Below are 16,206 nucleotides of genomic sequence, written 5' to 3'. Positions count from 1 at the left end.
TGAAAATTCAGTTTTATGAAAAATGCCATGATTTCATATGTCTGTAAGTGATAAAATCAAAAATAATTTTCAAAGTAATCAAAAACAAAAAGACTACCATTAAATTCTGAATAAATGAACTCATCAAAAATGATTTTTCTGAACTTAGTAATTCCAGAGTTTTTTGAGCATTTAAATTGTTAATAGGAAAGAAATATAATAGCTTATTTAATATTCCTTTTCTGAATATCTGCAAAAGTAGTTGTGGTAGTAAAAACATACCCAATGAAACAGAAAGTGAAGTTATAGGTGATTTTGCAAAGGAAGAAATCAATAATGTAAAACTAGAAACAAATACAATTCCTATACTTTGCAAAAGCACAACAATTAAGTATGTTTGCAAATGATTCCATTCAACAGGAAACTGAAATAACCCCATTGACAAATTTGTCTGAATACTTGAATTCCACCCGCTAGTATCATACATGAGCGAAAAAATGCCTGCGTTCAGAAGATGAAATAAAATCAATGTACATAGAGGAATCACCGTTCCTACAATAATCTTCGCAAAAATCATTTTATTTCTGCCTAATTTGGTAATCAATAAAATTTGATTCACATTCTTTGAAGTATCATTGGAAAATATTGTAGAGCAAATTAAAATAGTCAAAACACATATGAGCAGGTTTATATTTCCAATTACTGAAAAGAAATCTGTCCACGGAACATAATTACCTATTTGTAAAGGCTTTTCAAATTCTGTGAATCCTAAATCACGAATCGAATGAACTGATACATCATCTAGCAATAGTCTTTCTCCGGATTTTACTTTTTGAATCATTTCTGTGTAAATATTTTCGCTGTCATCGTCAAAAAAATTGTCGCCCATTTGCCAGTAGAATAAATAAAAAGGTTTATCGGTAACTCCTTTCTCTTCATTTTCCTGAAACTGATTCATAGAATCAGATAATATCATTTGTACTTTTTTGTCTGTAAAGTCCCCCGCATATTTTTGACTGATGATAGTATCTATATTTTTAGGAAATCCTTTGTTGACATTATTTCTTTCACTCATTTTGAATTGTGAATAGTTATATCCAACAAAGAAAATACCTAGAAGAACAATAAAACTTATTACTAAACTTCCTATGACAATTTTATTTTTAAGGACTTTTTCAAATTCAAACTTTATAATTTTCATCAGTTTTCTCCCTCCTCACGAAAATAGTATAAATATAAATCTTCTAATGATGGCTCAACTTTTTTTGCATTTAAAGCTGGTTGGTTTGTTGAAACAATGCGGAGAACCGCTCCATTTTCCGTATATTTCCGATTACTCACAATAAATTTATCCTCAAAAAGATTTATTTGATCCATGTTTACGAAACATTCCCACACATGATTTTGAATTTCTTTTAGGAGTATATCTGTTGTACCTTTATTCAAAATCATTCCCTTCTTCAGTACAATAATTTCATTCGCAATATATTCCACATCAGCTACAATGTGTGTAGATAATATAACGATTTTATTGTTAGCAAAAGAACTGATTAATTTTCTGAATTTAACTCTTTCTTTTGGGTCTAGTCCAACGGTAGGCTCATCCAATATCAGAATTTGAGGATTATTGAGCATTGCTTGTGCAATTCCAAGTCTTTGTTTCATTCCTCCAGAATATTTTCTTATTTTTATGTCTTTCATTTCCTCCAAACCAACTTGCTTAAGTAATTCTAAAGAACGTTTTTTTGCCACAGTATTATTCAGACCCTTTAGAGCCGCAATGTATAACATAAATCTCATACCCGTAAAATCCGGATAATAACTAAAATCTTGAGGTAAAAATCCTAAATTTGTTCTATATGCTTCCGCTTGCTGATTTACATTTTTGCCATTGAATTTTATGCTTCCATGAGTAGGCTCCATAAGTCTGCAAATAATTCTAAATAAAGTTGTCTTTCCCGCACCATTTGCTCCTAATAAGCCATAAATGCCCGGTTTCAATGTTAAAGAAATATCATTCAACACTAATACCCTCTCATATTTTTTTGTTATATTTTGTAAAGTAAGCTCCATTTTATGCAACCTCCAATCTAATTGTTCGTGCCTGTGAATAAATAATGTGCCCTAGAATGATAGTTGTGAGCAAATAGGTTACGGCCCAATAAACTATTTTTTGCTCATAAACATTAAAAATATTTGTAACAAGAATAAATGCAACTCCGATTGAACCAGAAGCAAACCATAAAACATAATTGTACATTTTGTTTCGCCACATAGTAAGAATCGAAAACAAAATGATACAAATTAAGTTATAAGGAACAAGCAAGTATAATAATATGTTTAATAGCGATATAGAAAGTGTGGGTTGTACTATAATAGACATCAAAAATACAAGTATCATATCTATTAATCCCATAATCAATAACTTGACTATTGTATGTTGACGTAACTCATACTTCAATGTTTGCTCCAATTCCCACATTCCTGTTGTAAAGCTTTTAAATAATTCATCAATAAAGAAAAGTATGGATACAATCAAAATAAACGTAAGGATTTGCATAATTTCATTTATTGAATGAAGAGAGGAAAGGTTTGATGTAATAAAAATAGCACATATCAATATAATAAATTGTGCTATCCAGCTACGTACGGAAATAAAACGTAGCGTAGATAGAAATAAATTAAAGTATGAATGTTGCTTTATCTGATTAGTAATAATTTGTTCTTTGCCTAGAGAAATAATATGTTCACGTGTTTGTCCATCAATATCTATAGGATAGTTTTTAATTTTTTTAATGATATCCTCATTCATTTTAAAAACTCCTTTCTGTCCAGTAATTTACTCAATTTTTTTAATCCTTGTTGAATACGTGATTGAGCTGTAGGAACACTTACCCCCGTAGTTTTCGCAATATCTTTAACTTTAAAATCATGATAGTACTTTAAAATGATTGCTTCACGTTGCATATCTGGAAGTGTATCTAAAGCTTTCTGGATAATAATACTATTTTCATTTTCTATTATGTTATCAATCATTGACTTTTCTACATCAGTAGAGAAAACCGAATCATTCAATTCTGTTTGATTCAAAGATTTTTTGGTACAATAATTGTTACAGGTATTTACAGCTATTGTGAATAGATAGTTGTAAAACTTACCCGAATAACGAAAGGTATTAATTGATGTAACAAGTTTTAAAAAAATATCTTGTGTCAAATCGGCTGCCACACTTCGATTACCATAGCATCTTCGAACACAATAGCAATAAATTTGATTATAATATTTATTAACCAATACTTCCCATGCATCTGTATCCCCTTTCTTTATTTTCTCTATCAGTAAATAATCATTAATTTCCTTCACCTTCTTTATAAATAGGATATCCTTCACTTTAAATAAACAAGCTTCTTTGAAAAAACATTTAAATATAGCAAAAATTTTTATAATTTATATTATATAGCGTTCGCTAATTTCTTGATAATAAATCGTTCCGATTTACAATTTGTTAGTTGACTATGTTTACTATAACATAATAAAGTAGGAAATTGCCTACATAGCCTTGCTGACAATTTCCTATTCAAAATCTATTTTACAATCTTCCAGTTACTATCTTTTTCCAACGTCAAGTCAAACTGTGAAATCTGCGTTGCTTTCGTCCTCTGGTCGAGATATTTCACCGATATTGACGCTTTTATCTGTTCCCCATCTTGTATGAAGATGGGATTTACCAGCTCCGAGAAGACATAATCACAATTCACAGGTTTAAGAACATTCCCCGATACATAATAAGCAAGCTCCTTTTCTGTTGCGGTAGGGTAGAGCTTGAAGAATGTTTCCAAGAACTCTGTCACTTCCTCCGTCGTGGCAGCGTCCACCGTTCCATCTGATTCCTGCGCTTTTGGTTCATAGCTGGATTTTGTTGGTATGCTGCTGATGGTTGGATTCTGTATGATAACCAGATTCCCGTCACCATCTACATGAACCACCACCATATAAGCGGAAGTGTAGACGATAGAAGTTTCTCCCTCCGTTACCGTCTGATCTATCGAGTAGACAACGGTAAAGTCGGTTGTTCCAGCCTGTTTTATATCCCAAATCTTAACGTCTGTCACCGTAGAGCTTGTGGGTATATCCTGTCGTACCGTATCAACATTCAAATCCTGCAAGCTCTTTGTAAGATACTGGTTGATAGCTGTGGTTCTTTTTTCAATGGATTCCTGCGTATTACTCCAAGAATAGTAGGACTTCGCAAATGCTTTGACGAAATTCTCTATCTTGTTGGTATCAACGATACGTTGTTCAATGACTTCTTTCTCATGTACCGTGTGCATATCAATAGCGGTGAAGTTCTTATACACCCCAAAACTGACGCTTGCAATCAGCACCAGCCATAAGGCAATCACGGTTTTCTTGTGTGTGCCGACTTTCATCACAGGCACACGTTTCTCTTTCTTCGGTTTCGGTTCTTTCTCCTTTTTCTTAAATATCATAGTACCATTCCTTTCTTATTTGGTTTTCACCCGTCCAGCACCAATCAAGTGTTGCTGCCAGTACGAGCCTGTTAAATCTGCATAGCCGATAGGGTCGCCAGCGTGATACATTCTGTTGTTTCCTGCATAGATACCGACATGTGTTACATATGTTCCAGCGTTATAGGTCGAATGGAAGAATACCAAATCACCAGTTTTCGCCTGTGATAGTGTTATGTGCTGCGTAGCGTCATACTGTGCCTGTGCGGTACGGGGCAAGCTGATACCAGCCTTTCCATAGCACCACTGAACCAATCCCGAACAGTCAAAAGAAGTGTTGGGATTGCTGCCGCCAAACACATACTTCCAGCCCTGATACTTTAACGCTTCGTTGAAGATTGCCTGTGCGGTTGCGTCACTAAAACTAGGCACAGCAAGATACTGGCTGACTAATTTCACATAGAACATATTTCCGTACTTGTAACGCCAGCCGCCATTTTCTTTTATGGCAATCTCGTTTTTATAGGTGACTTTCACGCTGCCGGACTTATCCTTTGCAAAGCTGACAGCCAATTCAAAGGTATATTTCTTGCCATGTTTCGCCACATAATCAATGAAGCCGCCGCCATAATTATAGGCTTGTACCACTGTGTTGATGTCACAGCCTTTTGATTCTGCGGATTTCAACAGTTCCGAGAAATATTTGCACCCCTGTTTGATGGATTCCTCTACGGAAAGGGAATTAAGCGGCAATCCAAGTGATTCACTGGCTTGCATAACGTCTGTCGTGCCAGTGCCGCCAGATTCCACCTGCATAATCGCAAGCAGATAATTCACATAGTCGGAGATTCCATATTCCTTTGCATATTTTTCTACCGTAGGCTGATGTTTCAAAACTTCCTGTGACAGATTCAGTCCAGAAAAATCAAAATTGGAAGAGCCGCTTTCTTCATCATCTGCGGTCACGATAAACAGGAACAGAAGCAGACAGATAATCACTGTGAAAATCCCACCGAACACAGCAAAATGCCTTAACTTCATTTCTTGCCGCCTTTCTTACTGGTAGATTTCTTCATTGTTGATTGATTTGTGGTCTTTTTCTGAACCGTCTTTGTCTGCTTCTGACGTTGTACCGTTTGCCTTGAAATATCTGTGGTAGCTTGTGAATGTTTATTTACTGCTGATGAAGTCTGTTTATCTGCCGGACGGGATTCTCTGACAACCTGTGTTCTTACATTCTCCTGTGATTTTGTCACAGGCTCTTTACTCTTGCTTGATTGTGGCTGCTCCTTTGTCACTGTGACAGGACGCTCTTTGACTTTCTGCTCCGGCTTTAAAGCTGCCACCTGTGAATCCGATTTTACAGGAACAGGCGTTGTGGCTGGTCGCTCATGCACCGGGGCAGCTCTCTTTGTCGCTGATCCGTTGCTTTGTCGCTCCTTATCCACAATCGGACGCTGCGGATTCTGTTTCTCTGACTGCGGCTGTTTCGATACCGATTTTTTATCCACAATTCCACGCTTTGAGGTAGACTGTGATTCCTGTGTATTGCTTTGTGAACTATGTATGGTCTGTGAGGAATCCGTCTGACTTTTCTTATCCGGCAATGCAAGCGGCTTCTGTGATTTGGAATCCGGCAGAGCTGGCGGCTTGCTGTTACCTCCACTGGAAGAAGCAGAAGTATTGTGATTTGCTCTGGTATGCGTATTACCTGTCTGTTTGGTATTGTCTGCCTTTTTCGTAGAAGCAGAAGCAGCCGCCGCACCAGCTACACCGCCAGCAGCACCAGCCGCCATTGTCCTACCGATTTTACGCTCCAAGCGTCTTGCCCTGCGGTTGAGGAACATATACGGGTGTCGCATGATTCGTCTGCTGACTTGCTGTGTATCGGAAGATTGCAGGCTGAACATTGCCATCAAGTCACCTAATTTAAAATAGATTCCGGCAAAGGTGACTATCTGTAGAAATGCCACCATGAAAAACGGATAGCCGGAGGAAATGGAATAAAACATAGTCGAGATACTAAAGGCTGTGGTAATAATCAGTGTGATTCCGGCTCTCATCATAATGGTATTGAACAGCTTCGTAAGAGCCTTTTTTGCCATGCCCTCATAAGTCGGTATCATGGAGAGGATAAAACTAATCGGCAGGAACATGGCGTAAATGATGAATAGCACCTGCGAGAAAATCATCATGCCGGTAAGCAGAAAGACAAATGCCGAGATACCAATATTGAAGATAAACAGGAACACTACCATACCTAAACGGGTCATGGTCTTTGTGACGCTCAAATAGTCATTGTCCTTATCCTCGATTTCCTCAATCACAACGTCCTCTCTGTCGTCCGTGTCTGGACTTTCCGATAACAGGCTTTCCACACGCTCAGAATCGAGCGTTTCTATATCCGATTCCCCGTACTGTAAAAGCAGCCACGGTTGTTTCACCTGTATGGAAAACAGGCTGTCTCTTATTAAATCTACGCTGTCTTTTCCTTTGCTGTTGGAATCGGGCAGCACGATTTTTGTACCGAGCGATAATGCCGAGCTGCTTATATCTGCGGAAAAGTCATTGATTTTGCTGATATAGTTTGTGGCATAGGCAATAAAGGACGCTGACAGAATAAATACCACAAGAAAGTTGATAACCGCATGAATGGCTTTTGTGGTTTCTCTTTTTAACAGTCCTGTGTATGCCACATAGATACCCATTACCAGAATGAGGATAAGCAGGAATCCCACATAGAACCCCTCGTTGGAAAAGCCACTGGAAGTCACGCCAGCCAGCGTTTGAATGTTCTTTCCAATGGAGCTTGCAGTATCAGAGATAAAGTTCAGCTTGTAGGCTTCCTGTACTACATAGCCTGTCGCATTGGAGATATAAAGGCTCACCGTCCAGACAAAATTTGTGATAGCGTACAAGCCATACTGAATACTTTTCCCGATTCCATCAAGCCAGTTCCACGGTAGCCAATCCCAAGAGCTGTCAACGTAAAAGTCAAGCTGATAATTCTCTAGGGGATATTTAGAGTAGGCGTTAGCGTCACTCACTGTATTATCCACCAGTCCAGCCGCATAAGCCACTGTTCCTGTGATGGATAAAATCACCAGCACGCCGAGAATCACCGCAAGAGTAATGAGCAGCCAGCGAATTATCTTTTTCTTACGCATAGGCTTCACCTCGTTTCTTCTGTCTGCACTGGCGGTCTGGTATCAAAGGCATGGAACAGGTCAGAGAATACAGGGTGAATCTGGATAACGCCCACACGCCCGTACAAGTCTTGAAACAGGCATTGCCCGTTTTCCAAATCCCTAAGTCGTTTCTGGTTTCCCTCGTCCTGCTTATCCACGCCGAAAAATTCAAGGGTATTCTTGATTTCCTTTATGTCTGTGCTACGAAAAGCAAACTTCAAGCCGATATTGTTCTTTATTTTTTCGTCGTCCACATCACCAGAGTTTTGCGTGACGAAGTAAACAGCGGCGTTCATGGAACGTCCGGCACGAATCAGCTTGTTAGAAAGTGCTTTCCCCTGTGCCACCTGTAAGAACGTCCACGCTTCGTCCAAATCCACCATCTTAAAAATGCTCCTGTCGGAATGGATAAAATCAAGGGCAAAGGTACTGATAACGATAAGCATTGCCACAGAAAGCAGCTCCATTGTGGTGTATTCTTCAAACTTCGTGTCCTTATCCGGCAATACAAGGTCTGCCACCTGTATGATGTTGAGCTGCCTGTCTAAACTGATGGACTGCTCCACATCACCGTCCGAGAACAAAAGGTGTGCAAAGTCATAATCAGTCATGCTCTCGATATGGCCTGCGATATTTTCTGCCACAGGAGAACCGTCTTTGCGAAGCTCATCAATGACACGGAGCAATCCTCTTTTCTTGCTCTGTGTCACAGAACGGATCGCACGCCTTAATACAGGGAACTTCTCACCATCACGGGAGGAAATACCTGTAAGGAATGTCAAAATATCAATCGCCAGACTTTCAGCGTCTTTTGTTCGCTTCATAATCACATACGGGTCAAGAAGTCCTCTGTTTTTGTCCTCACTGGTAAGGTTGACTATCTTGATTTCCTGTGCAATGTCGGGTAGCGTTTCCTGCCAGTTGCCACGCTCTGATTTTGGGTCTACAATGACCGCTTTTCCTCCAAACAGCACCGCATAATAGATGATAAGGTTGTTACAGAATGATTTCCCACCACCGAGCGAACCGAGAAAAGCAGCCGCAAGAGCATTTGTCACAGAACCCTTTACGCCCTGTGCCGCAAGGCTAGGTTTCAGATAGACGTTCTTTCCTGTATCAAGGTTATAACCGATATAGATTCCGTCCGTTTCCCCAAGCTGTTGTGTCGCACCGAATCCAAGTCCAGCGAGAAAGTCAGAAGTGACATACTGGATATAATCATTGATATATCTTTTGCTTGACGGGATAAACTCACCATGCAGTCCCAACATATCCCCGAATGGGCGAACTAGCTTCACATTCAAATCATCATAGAAGTCTTTGACTTCATCACAACGTCTTTTCAACTCGTCCAGAGAATCCGCAGCTACACGAATAACATAAGAGAGTTTATACATGGATTCTTTGGACTGGTCTAAATTCGTTTCCAGCTCATTCACCGAATCCAGAGCGTCCATCACATTACTTCCCGTTTCGTTATTGGATTCCCAAGCGTGATTATCTAAATCTTTCAATTCCTTTTTCTTGTTACGAACTGTAGTTAATGCTTTCTTGTTCGTCACAATCTCCACATTCATAGAAGTTGAAACAGGGAACGTGAATTGCTGTTGCTGGTAATAAAATATCTCGCTTGACGGGAAATTCAGCTCACCCACGATATTGTTTATCGTGAAGTAGGCAACATACGTTGTCTGATCTTCACGCTCCATCTTTAGGTATCGCTGATTTTCTTCAATCATGCAGCGTGTCGGACGGATAAGGTCATATCGCTTCACCAGTGTTTTACGCTTTAGTTTCTTTATCGGGAGGTCATAACTGTAATCACTGTAGGCAACGCCAGTATTCCCGTAGATATGTTCCAAGAGATACCCGAAATCGTTCTTATCCAGCCTGCGGAACTGAAAGCGGCGTGAGATTTTACTTTCCAAGAGTTTTTCCATCTTTAGAAAACGGTTGATTTCATCATTGCTCATGGAAACAAAATCACCCATGAGCTTGTGATTGACTTCATAGATAAAATCCGTAAAGGTCATAGCCGCTGATTTTCGCATACCCTTGAAGCTGATTTCTTCCTCATTCACCAGCAGCTTGAATCCAAGAAAAAAGCGGTAGTCAATCTGATTTTCCCCAATCATTTCAACCAACGCTTCTGTCTGTTCGTCTACCTTTTTACAGGCAATCTCTTTTAACCTGCCTGTGATTCCTTTTTTGGAACGCTCCTGTACCGCACGTAAGCTGTCCTCCGTGGCAATCTGTAGGGCATGGATTTTCCCGTCACGGTTCTGGGCGATAAGCTGACGGAAGTTGTCATGCACCATGTACTTTTCTTCTGGTGACAGGAACGAATAATTGTAAGGTGTCAGCTCATAGTAGGCGAAGCACTCACCGTCATGGTTGAACACCAGATTGTTTTCGATATATTTAATCGGGAACATACATCACACTCCTAACTGTCGTAATAACGGGATTGAATTTCTCATTTTTCAATTTGATGGCTTTTCCAGCATAGGTCACTTTTGGTCGGAGAAAAAAGCTCGCACAGGATTTTAGGAATCCAAAAGGCTTCTTTCCGTCAAAGGTCTTTTGCGACACGAACCAAGTGAACGCTATAGGGATTCCAAAGTATTTGAGGAACGCACCATCAATCATGTTAAAGGGCGGAAGTTCCCCAAAGAGAATCACCACGAACAGCGACACCACAAACCAAGCCATCTGGCTGAACGTGACAGGGAACGGGAGCTGAAAGTCGTTGATTGCGTAAATGACTTTCTCCACGCTCCATATGCTTGTATAGCTTTTGATTTTCTTCAATTTTCACAGCTCCTTTCTTTGAAGATTTTTCTTTACATGGAAACAGCAGCCTGTGTTTCAAGGCTGCTGTATAAAAATAACCAGTGTCATTTCACTGGCAGATAGTAAAATATTCAGTTGTTGTCAATATGGAAATTCAAACACGCCATGATTGGTGACGACAAAACGCCCCTCTATATCAAGGTCACGCCCGTATGCTTCATAGTCTATGTAATTACGGATTCTGTCTGGTATCTCACCCAGACTTTGACATTCATCTATGAAGTAATAGGCAACGTCTGTCATATCGTCACAATCGGGATAGTGGATAATCTCGTCTGCGTGTTCGCACAATTCCTCTATGCTGCTGAAACAGCAGAGAAGTTCCGATAACTCGTCCTGTATGTCCGCTGGTAAGTCCTCCACCATTGCACAAAGGCGATTGACTTCCTCAATCGAGGTGTACTCGTCAATCTCAAAGGGCAGCTCATAATCATGGATAGCGTATTCTTCGTACCTGTCATTCAAGCCGATACGTTCTGCCATCTCGTCATAATCAACGGGCGGCGTGAACCAGTCGCCTACAAGCTCACCCTCATTGTATTTCCCAAGATTGGCAATATAGATTCGCATTTCTTCGATACCACATCACCCCTTTACTGGTAGCGGAACACGCCGCTTGTGGTGAATAAGTATCTGTCGTCCAGTTCCAGCTCACTTCCATAGGAATGATAATCTATGTGCTTTTGCAGTTCGTGAGGAATCTCACCAAATACGTTTTCCTCACAGATAAGGTATTCTGCCAGAGCTGCACCGTCACCTACATCATAGTAGCGTATCTCGTCTTTGTGGTCGATAAATTCCTCGAAGCTGGAAAACCATTTCTGCTGAATGGCTTTCATTTCATTGCCGATAGGCGTACCCTCCAATTCAAGCACCATGCGGCAGTTGGCGTTGATTTCCCAGAGCGGCGTATCGCTGTGTAAGTCAAAGGGCAGCTCATAGTCGGCAATCTCAATCTGTTCTTCATGTTCCACGCCGAGTTTTTCCTTGACTTCCTCAAAATCCACAGGGCAGTTGAACCAGTCGCCAGAGTAACCATCGTCTTCGTCATGGTAAGGTTTTGTATTATTTAACAGGTAAACTCGCATTTCCTGCATGGTCTGTCACTTCCTTTCATTTCCAGTATTCCCATTATAACAGCATAATCTACACCGAACACATAATGAGAAAACTTTTCTAACTGTTCTTTAGGATATTTAAGCGGTAGCTGTCGTTTGATTTCTTCCCATACCTCACGCTTGCGGTAAGGCAGGTCGGAAACATCATTGCAGCCGATACATTCTTTCATATCCTCAAAAATATCTGTTTTCATGTTGTCCTCCAATCTTTGATTTTGGCAAACAAAAACAGCAACTATTTAGCTGCTGTTCGTATGTTCTACTTATAATTATCTAGTCGTTTCAATGCCTTTTGTGATACAATGATGATTTCTTTCCCCTCAATATAAGTAATGTAATTATTATATTGATTTTGGCGTTTTGGATTTTTTTCTACATCAATCTTTCCCCACTTAAACTCAATTTTTTCAATGGATAGCGGAAATGTAATCGGAAAAGAAAAACCTCCTGTACGTTCATAGATTTGTATTACGGTAGGGTCATGTTTTAATTTATTATTTGCATATCTTAATCCGCTAAAAAAAGAAATATCGTTCTTATCCAACTTTTTTTCATAGGTCTTTTCTAACCACTCATAATAATCTAATAGCCAATGTAAAAATGTACCAACTCTGTAATTGACTTCTTTTTTCAATTCATCATTGTTTAAATCAGTTTCAGCAAGTTTAATTACTGATTGCATTTCTTCAAAACTTTTCTTTATAGCATATTGGAGCATAAGGTTATCCCTCCCAGATTTAGATTGACTTTTCTCTAGTATATCAAAACTCTAGGAGGGATAACAATATATTACGCTCCGATAATCTTATTGAATAGCTGCAACAGTACGTCTTTCACGCCAGCAGCATTGAATACCAAGCCGACAGCGATTAAGGCAATCACCAAGAATCCAATCAGTTTGGAAAATTCACGCTTGAATCCGAGATACACGCCGATAACCGCAATCGCCATAAGTACCAAGCTCTGTGCGTTAGATAAAAACCAGTTGTATAAGTTCTGTCCGAAATTCATTATTTTTTGCTCCTTTCCATCATTTCAATTTCTTTGTCTGCGGTTGCTCCTGCCTGCATAAGACACATGGTAATTACACCGAATCCTGCCCCAAGTGAGAACAGGAATAAATCAAATAAGATATGCTTCATGTTGTCATTCCTCCGTTTCTGTAATCATTTCCTCCGTAGAGGTTGTCTGCTGTTCAATCAGCTTTTTGTGACGCTCCGTGAGCTTCGCATGGTCTAAAATATCTTTGAGATAAGTCGTGCCATTTTTACTGTCAATCTTCTCTAAGACTTTCCAAGTGGGAGCCACCTGCCTGCTTATCCAGTTCAGCGTCCTTGTGAGCGTATAGGGCTCTGGTTTGGTCGTCAGTTTCAAACGCCCACGATCAGAGCCGATAAAGTACGCCCATTTTTCATTGGTCTGCCATTCGCTGCGTCTTTTCTCCACCTCCCTGTCAGCGAACCGCATATAACGGTTGATAATGTTAAAAGCGGTACGTTCTGCGTCATGGTAGGTCAGCAGGTCACGCACAGCATAATAGGCTCGCTCATTTTTCAGCCGGATTTCAAAACGGTTCTTGATTTTCGTATCTTCAATGGCTATGTCATACTTTGCGTACTGTTCATAATCCTTTTCATAGATACAGAAATAAACCTCCGATTTGAGCGAACCGATATAAAGCGTATTTCCCATTCCGTATCTGTCCTGTTCATTGCTTCTCACCAGCTCACCGCTGCGGTAGCTCTTGAAGCTGCGGAATACGGAAATACATTCTTCATGGTTGCATTTCTCTGTCAGCTCTGGAATATCCAAGATTCCTGTCATATCGTTGATGGCAAGGTCAAGACGTTTCATCACACCTCCCTCCACCAGAGCGTCCATGAGAAATTCATACCAGCTCCTATGCTGTGCCAGCAGGTAGCTTTCCATCTGCCGACAGCCTTTGCCTTTCAGCTCCAGCAATGTGCCTTTTTCCTTATCGGGTGAAGCCAGCACGAACACATCACCCAAGACATAATGTTCCGCATAGGAGTAGAACCCGTAGTCCTCATGTATCATCACGTCCAGCTTTAATTGCAGAATATCTTCAATCACGTGCCGAATGTCCTGTGTGGGGAATCGGATTCTGACGTAATCCAAGACCATTTCCAGCGGATTCTCTGGATTCAGCTTTTCCAGAGCGTCCGTGAATTTCCCCTTGATTTCTTCCGTCAAGGCTACTTTTCCAGATTCAACCCTGCTGACATACTCACGACTGACACCAGCCATGACCGCAAGACGATTCTGGGAAACGCCGTACTGCGTCCGTTTTTCTTTGAGTTTGTTTATCCAGTCGGTATCATTCAGATAAAATCCCTCCTATCAAAAAAGGAATGTGACAGTTACCGATTTTGTCACACTCCCTTGAATGTTTGAAAAGTCCTCTGTTTTCAAGGACTTTCCGATATTTTGTTGCCTGTTTCCTGTTGATTTGTGCCCCCCTGTTAGATAACGGGGGCAGATGGTTGGGGCGGCTTACGCTACCCCAACACAGGCTAGTCCGTACCTGCGTCTTTCGCTCCGCACGCCGCCTGTCCGTCCTGCCTGTTTTGTGACAATCTTCCTATCTCTTTTAAAAAGTCATGTCCTTTGGGTACAAGGGGAGTGTAAAACTCGGATATGACACTGTTTCCCGTATCAACATAGCCACGCCCCTTAATCTGCTTCAAGAAAAAGTCCTTGTCTACTTCACCGAACATCATACTGTATCCAAGCTCCGACATACGCCCAAGAGCCACACGGAAATTGAACTGGTCACGGATTCCATCACCGAGATACTTTGCGTCTGGACGCTGACAGGCGAGAATGAGAAAATATCCTGCCTGTCGTCCGAGCATGACTATCTGTTTCAGCTTGTTAAGGACAGCAGCATTTTCCTTTGTGGTGAGCATTTCCATGAACGCCACATATTCATCAAAGATAAGGAAGTGGGGCGATAGTCCTAAATAGGCATAGTTTTCACCTGTCCTGTAATTCTCCATGAGCTTCATTGCTTCACTTCTTGCCATCATACCGTCATAGAACCTGTCAATACAGGCGGTTATATCGTCTTTCTTGTACCAGACTTCCGACATGACAACGGACAAATCCGCAAGGTCGGCGTTCTTTGGGTCTAAAATATACATGACCGCATTGCTGCGGAGCAGAGCTTCAATGATAGTAAGGATAAAGTAGGTTTTACCACCACCAGTGCCGCCAGCAATTAGCATATGTGGGAGCTTGTCATACTCCCACCAGACATTTTTCATCAGACGCAAGCTGCCATGTTCAGCCTGTACCTCATTGATAGTGATTCTGTTCGCAATCGTATCATAGAGCAACACATATTCCACATAGCTGTCTTTCAGCTCTTTGGAAACCAGCTCACAGTACAAGCCTGTTTCCAGTTTCTTTTCCAAGTGTAAAAGCTGCTCTTGATATTTCCCCAATGTGATTTCTGTACGGATATATAAAAGTCCATGCTCCATACGGTAATACAGTTTTGGAAAATAGGTGATTTTCTCTTTTTTAGTAGTAGCTGGCAAGTCCTTGAAGAATCCGCTATCCTGTGTGGATTCCGATTCATACCAGCCATTTTCCAACAGCATACGAGCCAGCTTTTGACGGTGAAAGAGCTGCTTCACTCTGTCATACTGGAATCTGCGATAGAAAAGGGCAGCCAGCACACAGACCAGAGCCGCCACAACGATAGTCATTATCCTGTATGGCATGATTGTCAAATGGACGCTGCCATCTTGAAAAAGTGAGATTGCTTTCCAGTCCGTAGTGATGATTGACTTTAGGTTCAGCAGCATAACCACCGCAAAGAACAGCAGGAGCAGTGAACCAAAAGAGAAACGAAAAACCAGTGATTTGTCACTGGCTCTGATTCGATTCCCACGTTTATTGAATTGTGGCATATAAAATCCTCCTTTCCATGAAAAAAGCAGCTAATCTTTTACAGACTAACTGCTTATGGTATTGAATATGAAATTATAATATAAATCAAAAATATTTATTATGGTAACTGTATTCCTTTTGAAGCCAAGTACATCTTAATTGCATTATATAAAACAGGCACACCAGCAGTAATTCCAGCTACTGCAACATCTCCACCTTTATCTTTAACATAATCCCAAAGTGGATGACTTGAATCTATTTGTTCTTGTATAAGATTCAAGATTTCTTTTTCAACAGCTACACCATCCTCGCCAGAAGCAAAAATATTTTTGAGAATTGACAACTGTTGTTCATTAAATTCAAGCTGCTGTGTTTGTACAGATAATTGATTTTTCAAAATATCAATATAGGCATTTTGATTTTCTACAACTTTGTGTAATTGAAGATTGGTTTCTGCGGTATTAACTGCTGTTTGCTCAATCGCTTTTTGCATTTTTTGACGATTATTATAGGCTTCATCAGCTGCTTGTTTCATTAGTTTGTTATTTTCTTCTATTTCTGCCTGAACGCTTAATGCCATATTCGTTGTACGTGATAAATCAAGAGAGGAAAAATTATCTAAGTTTACTTTAGAGAAAATATCGTTTGCCATGTTTTTTCTTCCTTATCAATAATTTGACC

18 protein-coding genes are annotated in these 16,206 nt (G+C 40.3%); all 18 read right to left on the bottom strand.

Annotation, left to right across the window (positions count from 1 at the left end; translation table 11 throughout):
• Positions 1-13: 13 nt before the first annotated feature.
• Positions 14-1,180, bottom strand: coding sequence for an ABC transporter permease subunit (locus LI162_RS08475; protein WP_117605955.1), 1,167 nt, complete (start codon positions 1,178-1,180; stop codon positions 14-16).
• On the bottom strand, positions 1,180-2,052 hold the full coding sequence (locus LI162_RS08470; RefSeq protein ID WP_227156278.1) for an ABC transporter ATP-binding protein: 873 nt from the start codon (positions 2,050-2,052) through the stop codon (positions 1,180-1,182). Before LI162_RS08470 ends, LI162_RS08475 begins: the two co-directional genes overlap by 1 nt.
• Before the next feature lies 1 nt (position 2,053).
• Positions 2,054-2,791 (bottom strand): hypothetical protein, encoded by a 738-nt coding sequence (locus tag LI162_RS08465; RefSeq protein WP_117605953.1) that lies wholly within the window; start codon positions 2,789-2,791, stop codon positions 2,054-2,056.
• Entirely contained in the window at positions 2,788-3,342 is a 555-nt protein-coding gene (locus LI162_RS08460) for an RNA polymerase sigma factor (protein WP_118177788.1), read from the bottom strand. Before LI162_RS08460 ends, LI162_RS08465 begins: the two co-directional genes overlap by 4 nt.
• Before the next feature lie 221 nt (positions 3,343-3,563).
• On the bottom strand, positions 3,564-4,469 hold the full coding sequence (locus LI162_RS08455; RefSeq protein ID WP_117605952.1) for a conjugal transfer protein: 906 nt from the start codon (positions 4,467-4,469) through the stop codon (positions 3,564-3,566).
• A gap of 15 nt (positions 4,470-4,484) precedes the next feature.
• The gene (locus LI162_RS08450) at positions 4,485-5,489 is read right to left on the bottom strand and encodes a bifunctional lytic transglycosylase/C40 family peptidase (protein ID WP_227156277.1); all 1,005 of its coding nucleotides are present in this window, start codon (positions 5,487-5,489) and stop codon (positions 4,485-4,487) included.
• Positions 5,486-7,615, bottom strand: a complete 2,130-nt coding sequence (locus LI162_RS08445) for a CD3337/EF1877 family mobilome membrane protein (protein ID WP_227156275.1) — start codon at positions 7,613-7,615, stop codon at positions 5,486-5,488. Before LI162_RS08445 ends, LI162_RS08450 begins: the two co-directional genes overlap by 4 nt.
• A 5-nt stretch (positions 7,616-7,620) precedes the next feature.
• Positions 7,621-10,071 carry an ATP-binding protein gene (locus LI162_RS08440; protein ID WP_227156273.1) on the bottom strand — a complete coding sequence of 817 codons (2,451 nt, stop codon included), beginning with the start codon at positions 10,069-10,071 and terminating at the stop codon, positions 7,621-7,623.
• Positions 10,058-10,447: a conjugal transfer protein gene (locus LI162_RS08435; protein ID WP_118638324.1), complete on the bottom strand. Its 390-nt coding sequence runs from the start codon at positions 10,445-10,447 to the stop codon at positions 10,058-10,060. Before LI162_RS08435 ends, LI162_RS08440 begins: the two co-directional genes overlap by 14 nt.
• Before the next feature lie 123 nt (positions 10,448-10,570).
• Entirely contained in the window at positions 10,571-11,059 is a 489-nt protein-coding gene (locus LI162_RS08430; RefSeq protein WP_118638325.1) for an antirestriction protein ArdA, read from the bottom strand.
• Positions 11,060-11,082: 23 nt separating this feature from the next.
• Positions 11,083-11,577: an antirestriction protein ArdA gene (locus tag LI162_RS08425; RefSeq protein WP_182457068.1), complete on the bottom strand. Its 495-nt coding sequence runs from the start codon at positions 11,575-11,577 to the stop codon at positions 11,083-11,085.
• Positions 11,559-11,801 (bottom strand): hypothetical protein, encoded by a 243-nt coding sequence (locus tag LI162_RS08420; protein ID WP_227156271.1) that lies wholly within the window; start codon positions 11,799-11,801, stop codon positions 11,559-11,561. The genes LI162_RS08425 and LI162_RS08420 overlap by 19 nt, the downstream gene beginning before the upstream one ends.
• 65 nt (positions 11,802-11,866) lie before the next feature.
• The gene (locus LI162_RS08415) at positions 11,867-12,325 is read right to left on the bottom strand and encodes a hypothetical protein (RefSeq protein WP_118638328.1); all 459 of its coding nucleotides are present in this window, start codon (positions 12,323-12,325) and stop codon (positions 11,867-11,869) included.
• Positions 12,326-12,396: 71 nt separating this feature from the next.
• On the bottom strand, positions 12,397-12,618 hold the full coding sequence (locus tag LI162_RS08410) for a hypothetical protein (protein WP_005363222.1): 222 nt from the start codon (positions 12,616-12,618) through the stop codon (positions 12,397-12,399).
• Complete coding sequence (locus LI162_RS08405) at positions 12,618-12,749, bottom strand: DUF3789 domain-containing protein (protein ID WP_118638329.1); 132 nt, start codon at positions 12,747-12,749, stop codon at positions 12,618-12,620. Before LI162_RS08405 ends, LI162_RS08410 begins: the two co-directional genes overlap by 1 nt.
• Before the next feature lie 4 nt (positions 12,750-12,753).
• Complete coding sequence (mobT, locus tag LI162_RS08400) at positions 12,754-13,953, bottom strand: MobT family relaxase (RefSeq protein WP_255616118.1); 1,200 nt, start codon at positions 13,951-13,953, stop codon at positions 12,754-12,756.
• 188 nt (positions 13,954-14,141) lie between these two features.
• A complete protein-coding gene (locus tag LI162_RS08395) occupies positions 14,142-15,545 on the bottom strand; it encodes an FtsK/SpoIIIE domain-containing protein (RefSeq protein WP_227156269.1) in 1,404 nt (467 codons plus the stop codon).
• Between the two features lie 98 nt (positions 15,546-15,643).
• Positions 15,644-16,177, bottom strand: coding sequence for a hypothetical protein (locus LI162_RS08390; protein ID WP_227156267.1), 534 nt, complete (start codon positions 16,175-16,177; stop codon positions 15,644-15,646).
• Positions 16,178-16,206: the final 29 nt, after the last annotated feature.

The sequence above is a fragment of the Mediterraneibacter sp. 210702-DFI.3.120 genome, assembly GCF_020561005.1.
Taxonomy (GTDB): Bacteria; Bacillota; Clostridia; order Lachnospirales; family Lachnospiraceae; genus Mediterraneibacter; species Mediterraneibacter faecis.
The sequence above is the reverse complement of the archived record's forward strand: the minus strand, read 5'-3'. Positions and strand labels throughout refer to the sequence as shown.

What these genes read in the sequence shown, in the direction of transcription:
- LI162_RS08390 (WP_227156267.1), bottom strand. Translation starts at nt 16,177, where the DNA reads ATGGCAAACGATATTTTCTCTAAAGTAAACTTAGATAATTTTTCCTCT.
- LI162_RS08415 (WP_118638328.1), bottom strand. Translation starts at nt 12,325, where the DNA reads ATGCTCCAATATGCTATAAAGAAAAGTTTTGAAGAAATGCAATCAGTA.
- LI162_RS08440 (WP_227156273.1), bottom strand. Translation starts at nt 10,071, where the DNA reads ATGTTCCCGATTAAATATATCGAAAACAATCTGGTGTTCAACCATGAC.
- LI162_RS08445 (WP_227156275.1), bottom strand. Translation starts at nt 7,615, where the DNA reads ATGCGTAAGAAAAAGATAATTCGCTGGCTGCTCATTACTCTTGCGGTG.
- LI162_RS08425 (WP_182457068.1), bottom strand. Translation starts at nt 11,577, where the DNA reads ATGCGAGTTTACCTGTTAAATAATACAAAACCTTACCATGACGAAGAC.
- LI162_RS08395 (WP_227156269.1), bottom strand. Translation starts at nt 15,545, where the DNA reads ATGCCACAATTCAATAAACGTGGGAATCGAATCAGAGCCAGTGACAAA.
- LI162_RS08465 (WP_117605953.1), bottom strand. Translation starts at nt 2,791, where the DNA reads ATGAATGAGGATATCATTAAAAAAATTAAAAACTATCCTATAGATATT.
- LI162_RS08470 (WP_227156278.1), bottom strand. Translation starts at nt 2,052, where the DNA reads ATGGAGCTTACTTTACAAAATATAACAAAAAAATATGAGAGGGTATTA.
- LI162_RS08430 (WP_118638325.1), bottom strand. Translation starts at nt 11,059, where the DNA reads ATGCGAATCTATATTGCCAATCTTGGGAAATACAATGAGGGTGAGCTT.
- LI162_RS08475 (WP_117605955.1), bottom strand. Translation starts at nt 1,180, where the DNA reads ATGAAAATTATAAAGTTTGAATTTGAAAAAGTCCTTAAAAATAAAATT.
- LI162_RS08450 (WP_227156277.1), bottom strand. Translation starts at nt 5,489, where the DNA reads ATGAAGTTAAGGCATTTTGCTGTGTTCGGTGGGATTTTCACAGTGATT.
- LI162_RS08405 (WP_118638329.1), bottom strand. Translation starts at nt 12,749, where the DNA reads ATGAAGCATATCTTATTTGATTTATTCCTGTTCTCACTTGGGGCAGGA.
- LI162_RS08420 (WP_227156271.1), bottom strand. Translation starts at nt 11,801, where the DNA reads ATGAAAACAGATATTTTTGAGGATATGAAAGAATGTATCGGCTGCAAT.
- LI162_RS08455 (WP_117605952.1), bottom strand. Translation starts at nt 4,469, where the DNA reads ATGATATTTAAGAAAAAGGAGAAAGAACCGAAACCGAAGAAAGAGAAA.
- LI162_RS08410 (WP_005363222.1), bottom strand. Translation starts at nt 12,618, where the DNA reads ATGAATTTCGGACAGAACTTATACAACTGGTTTTTATCTAACGCACAG.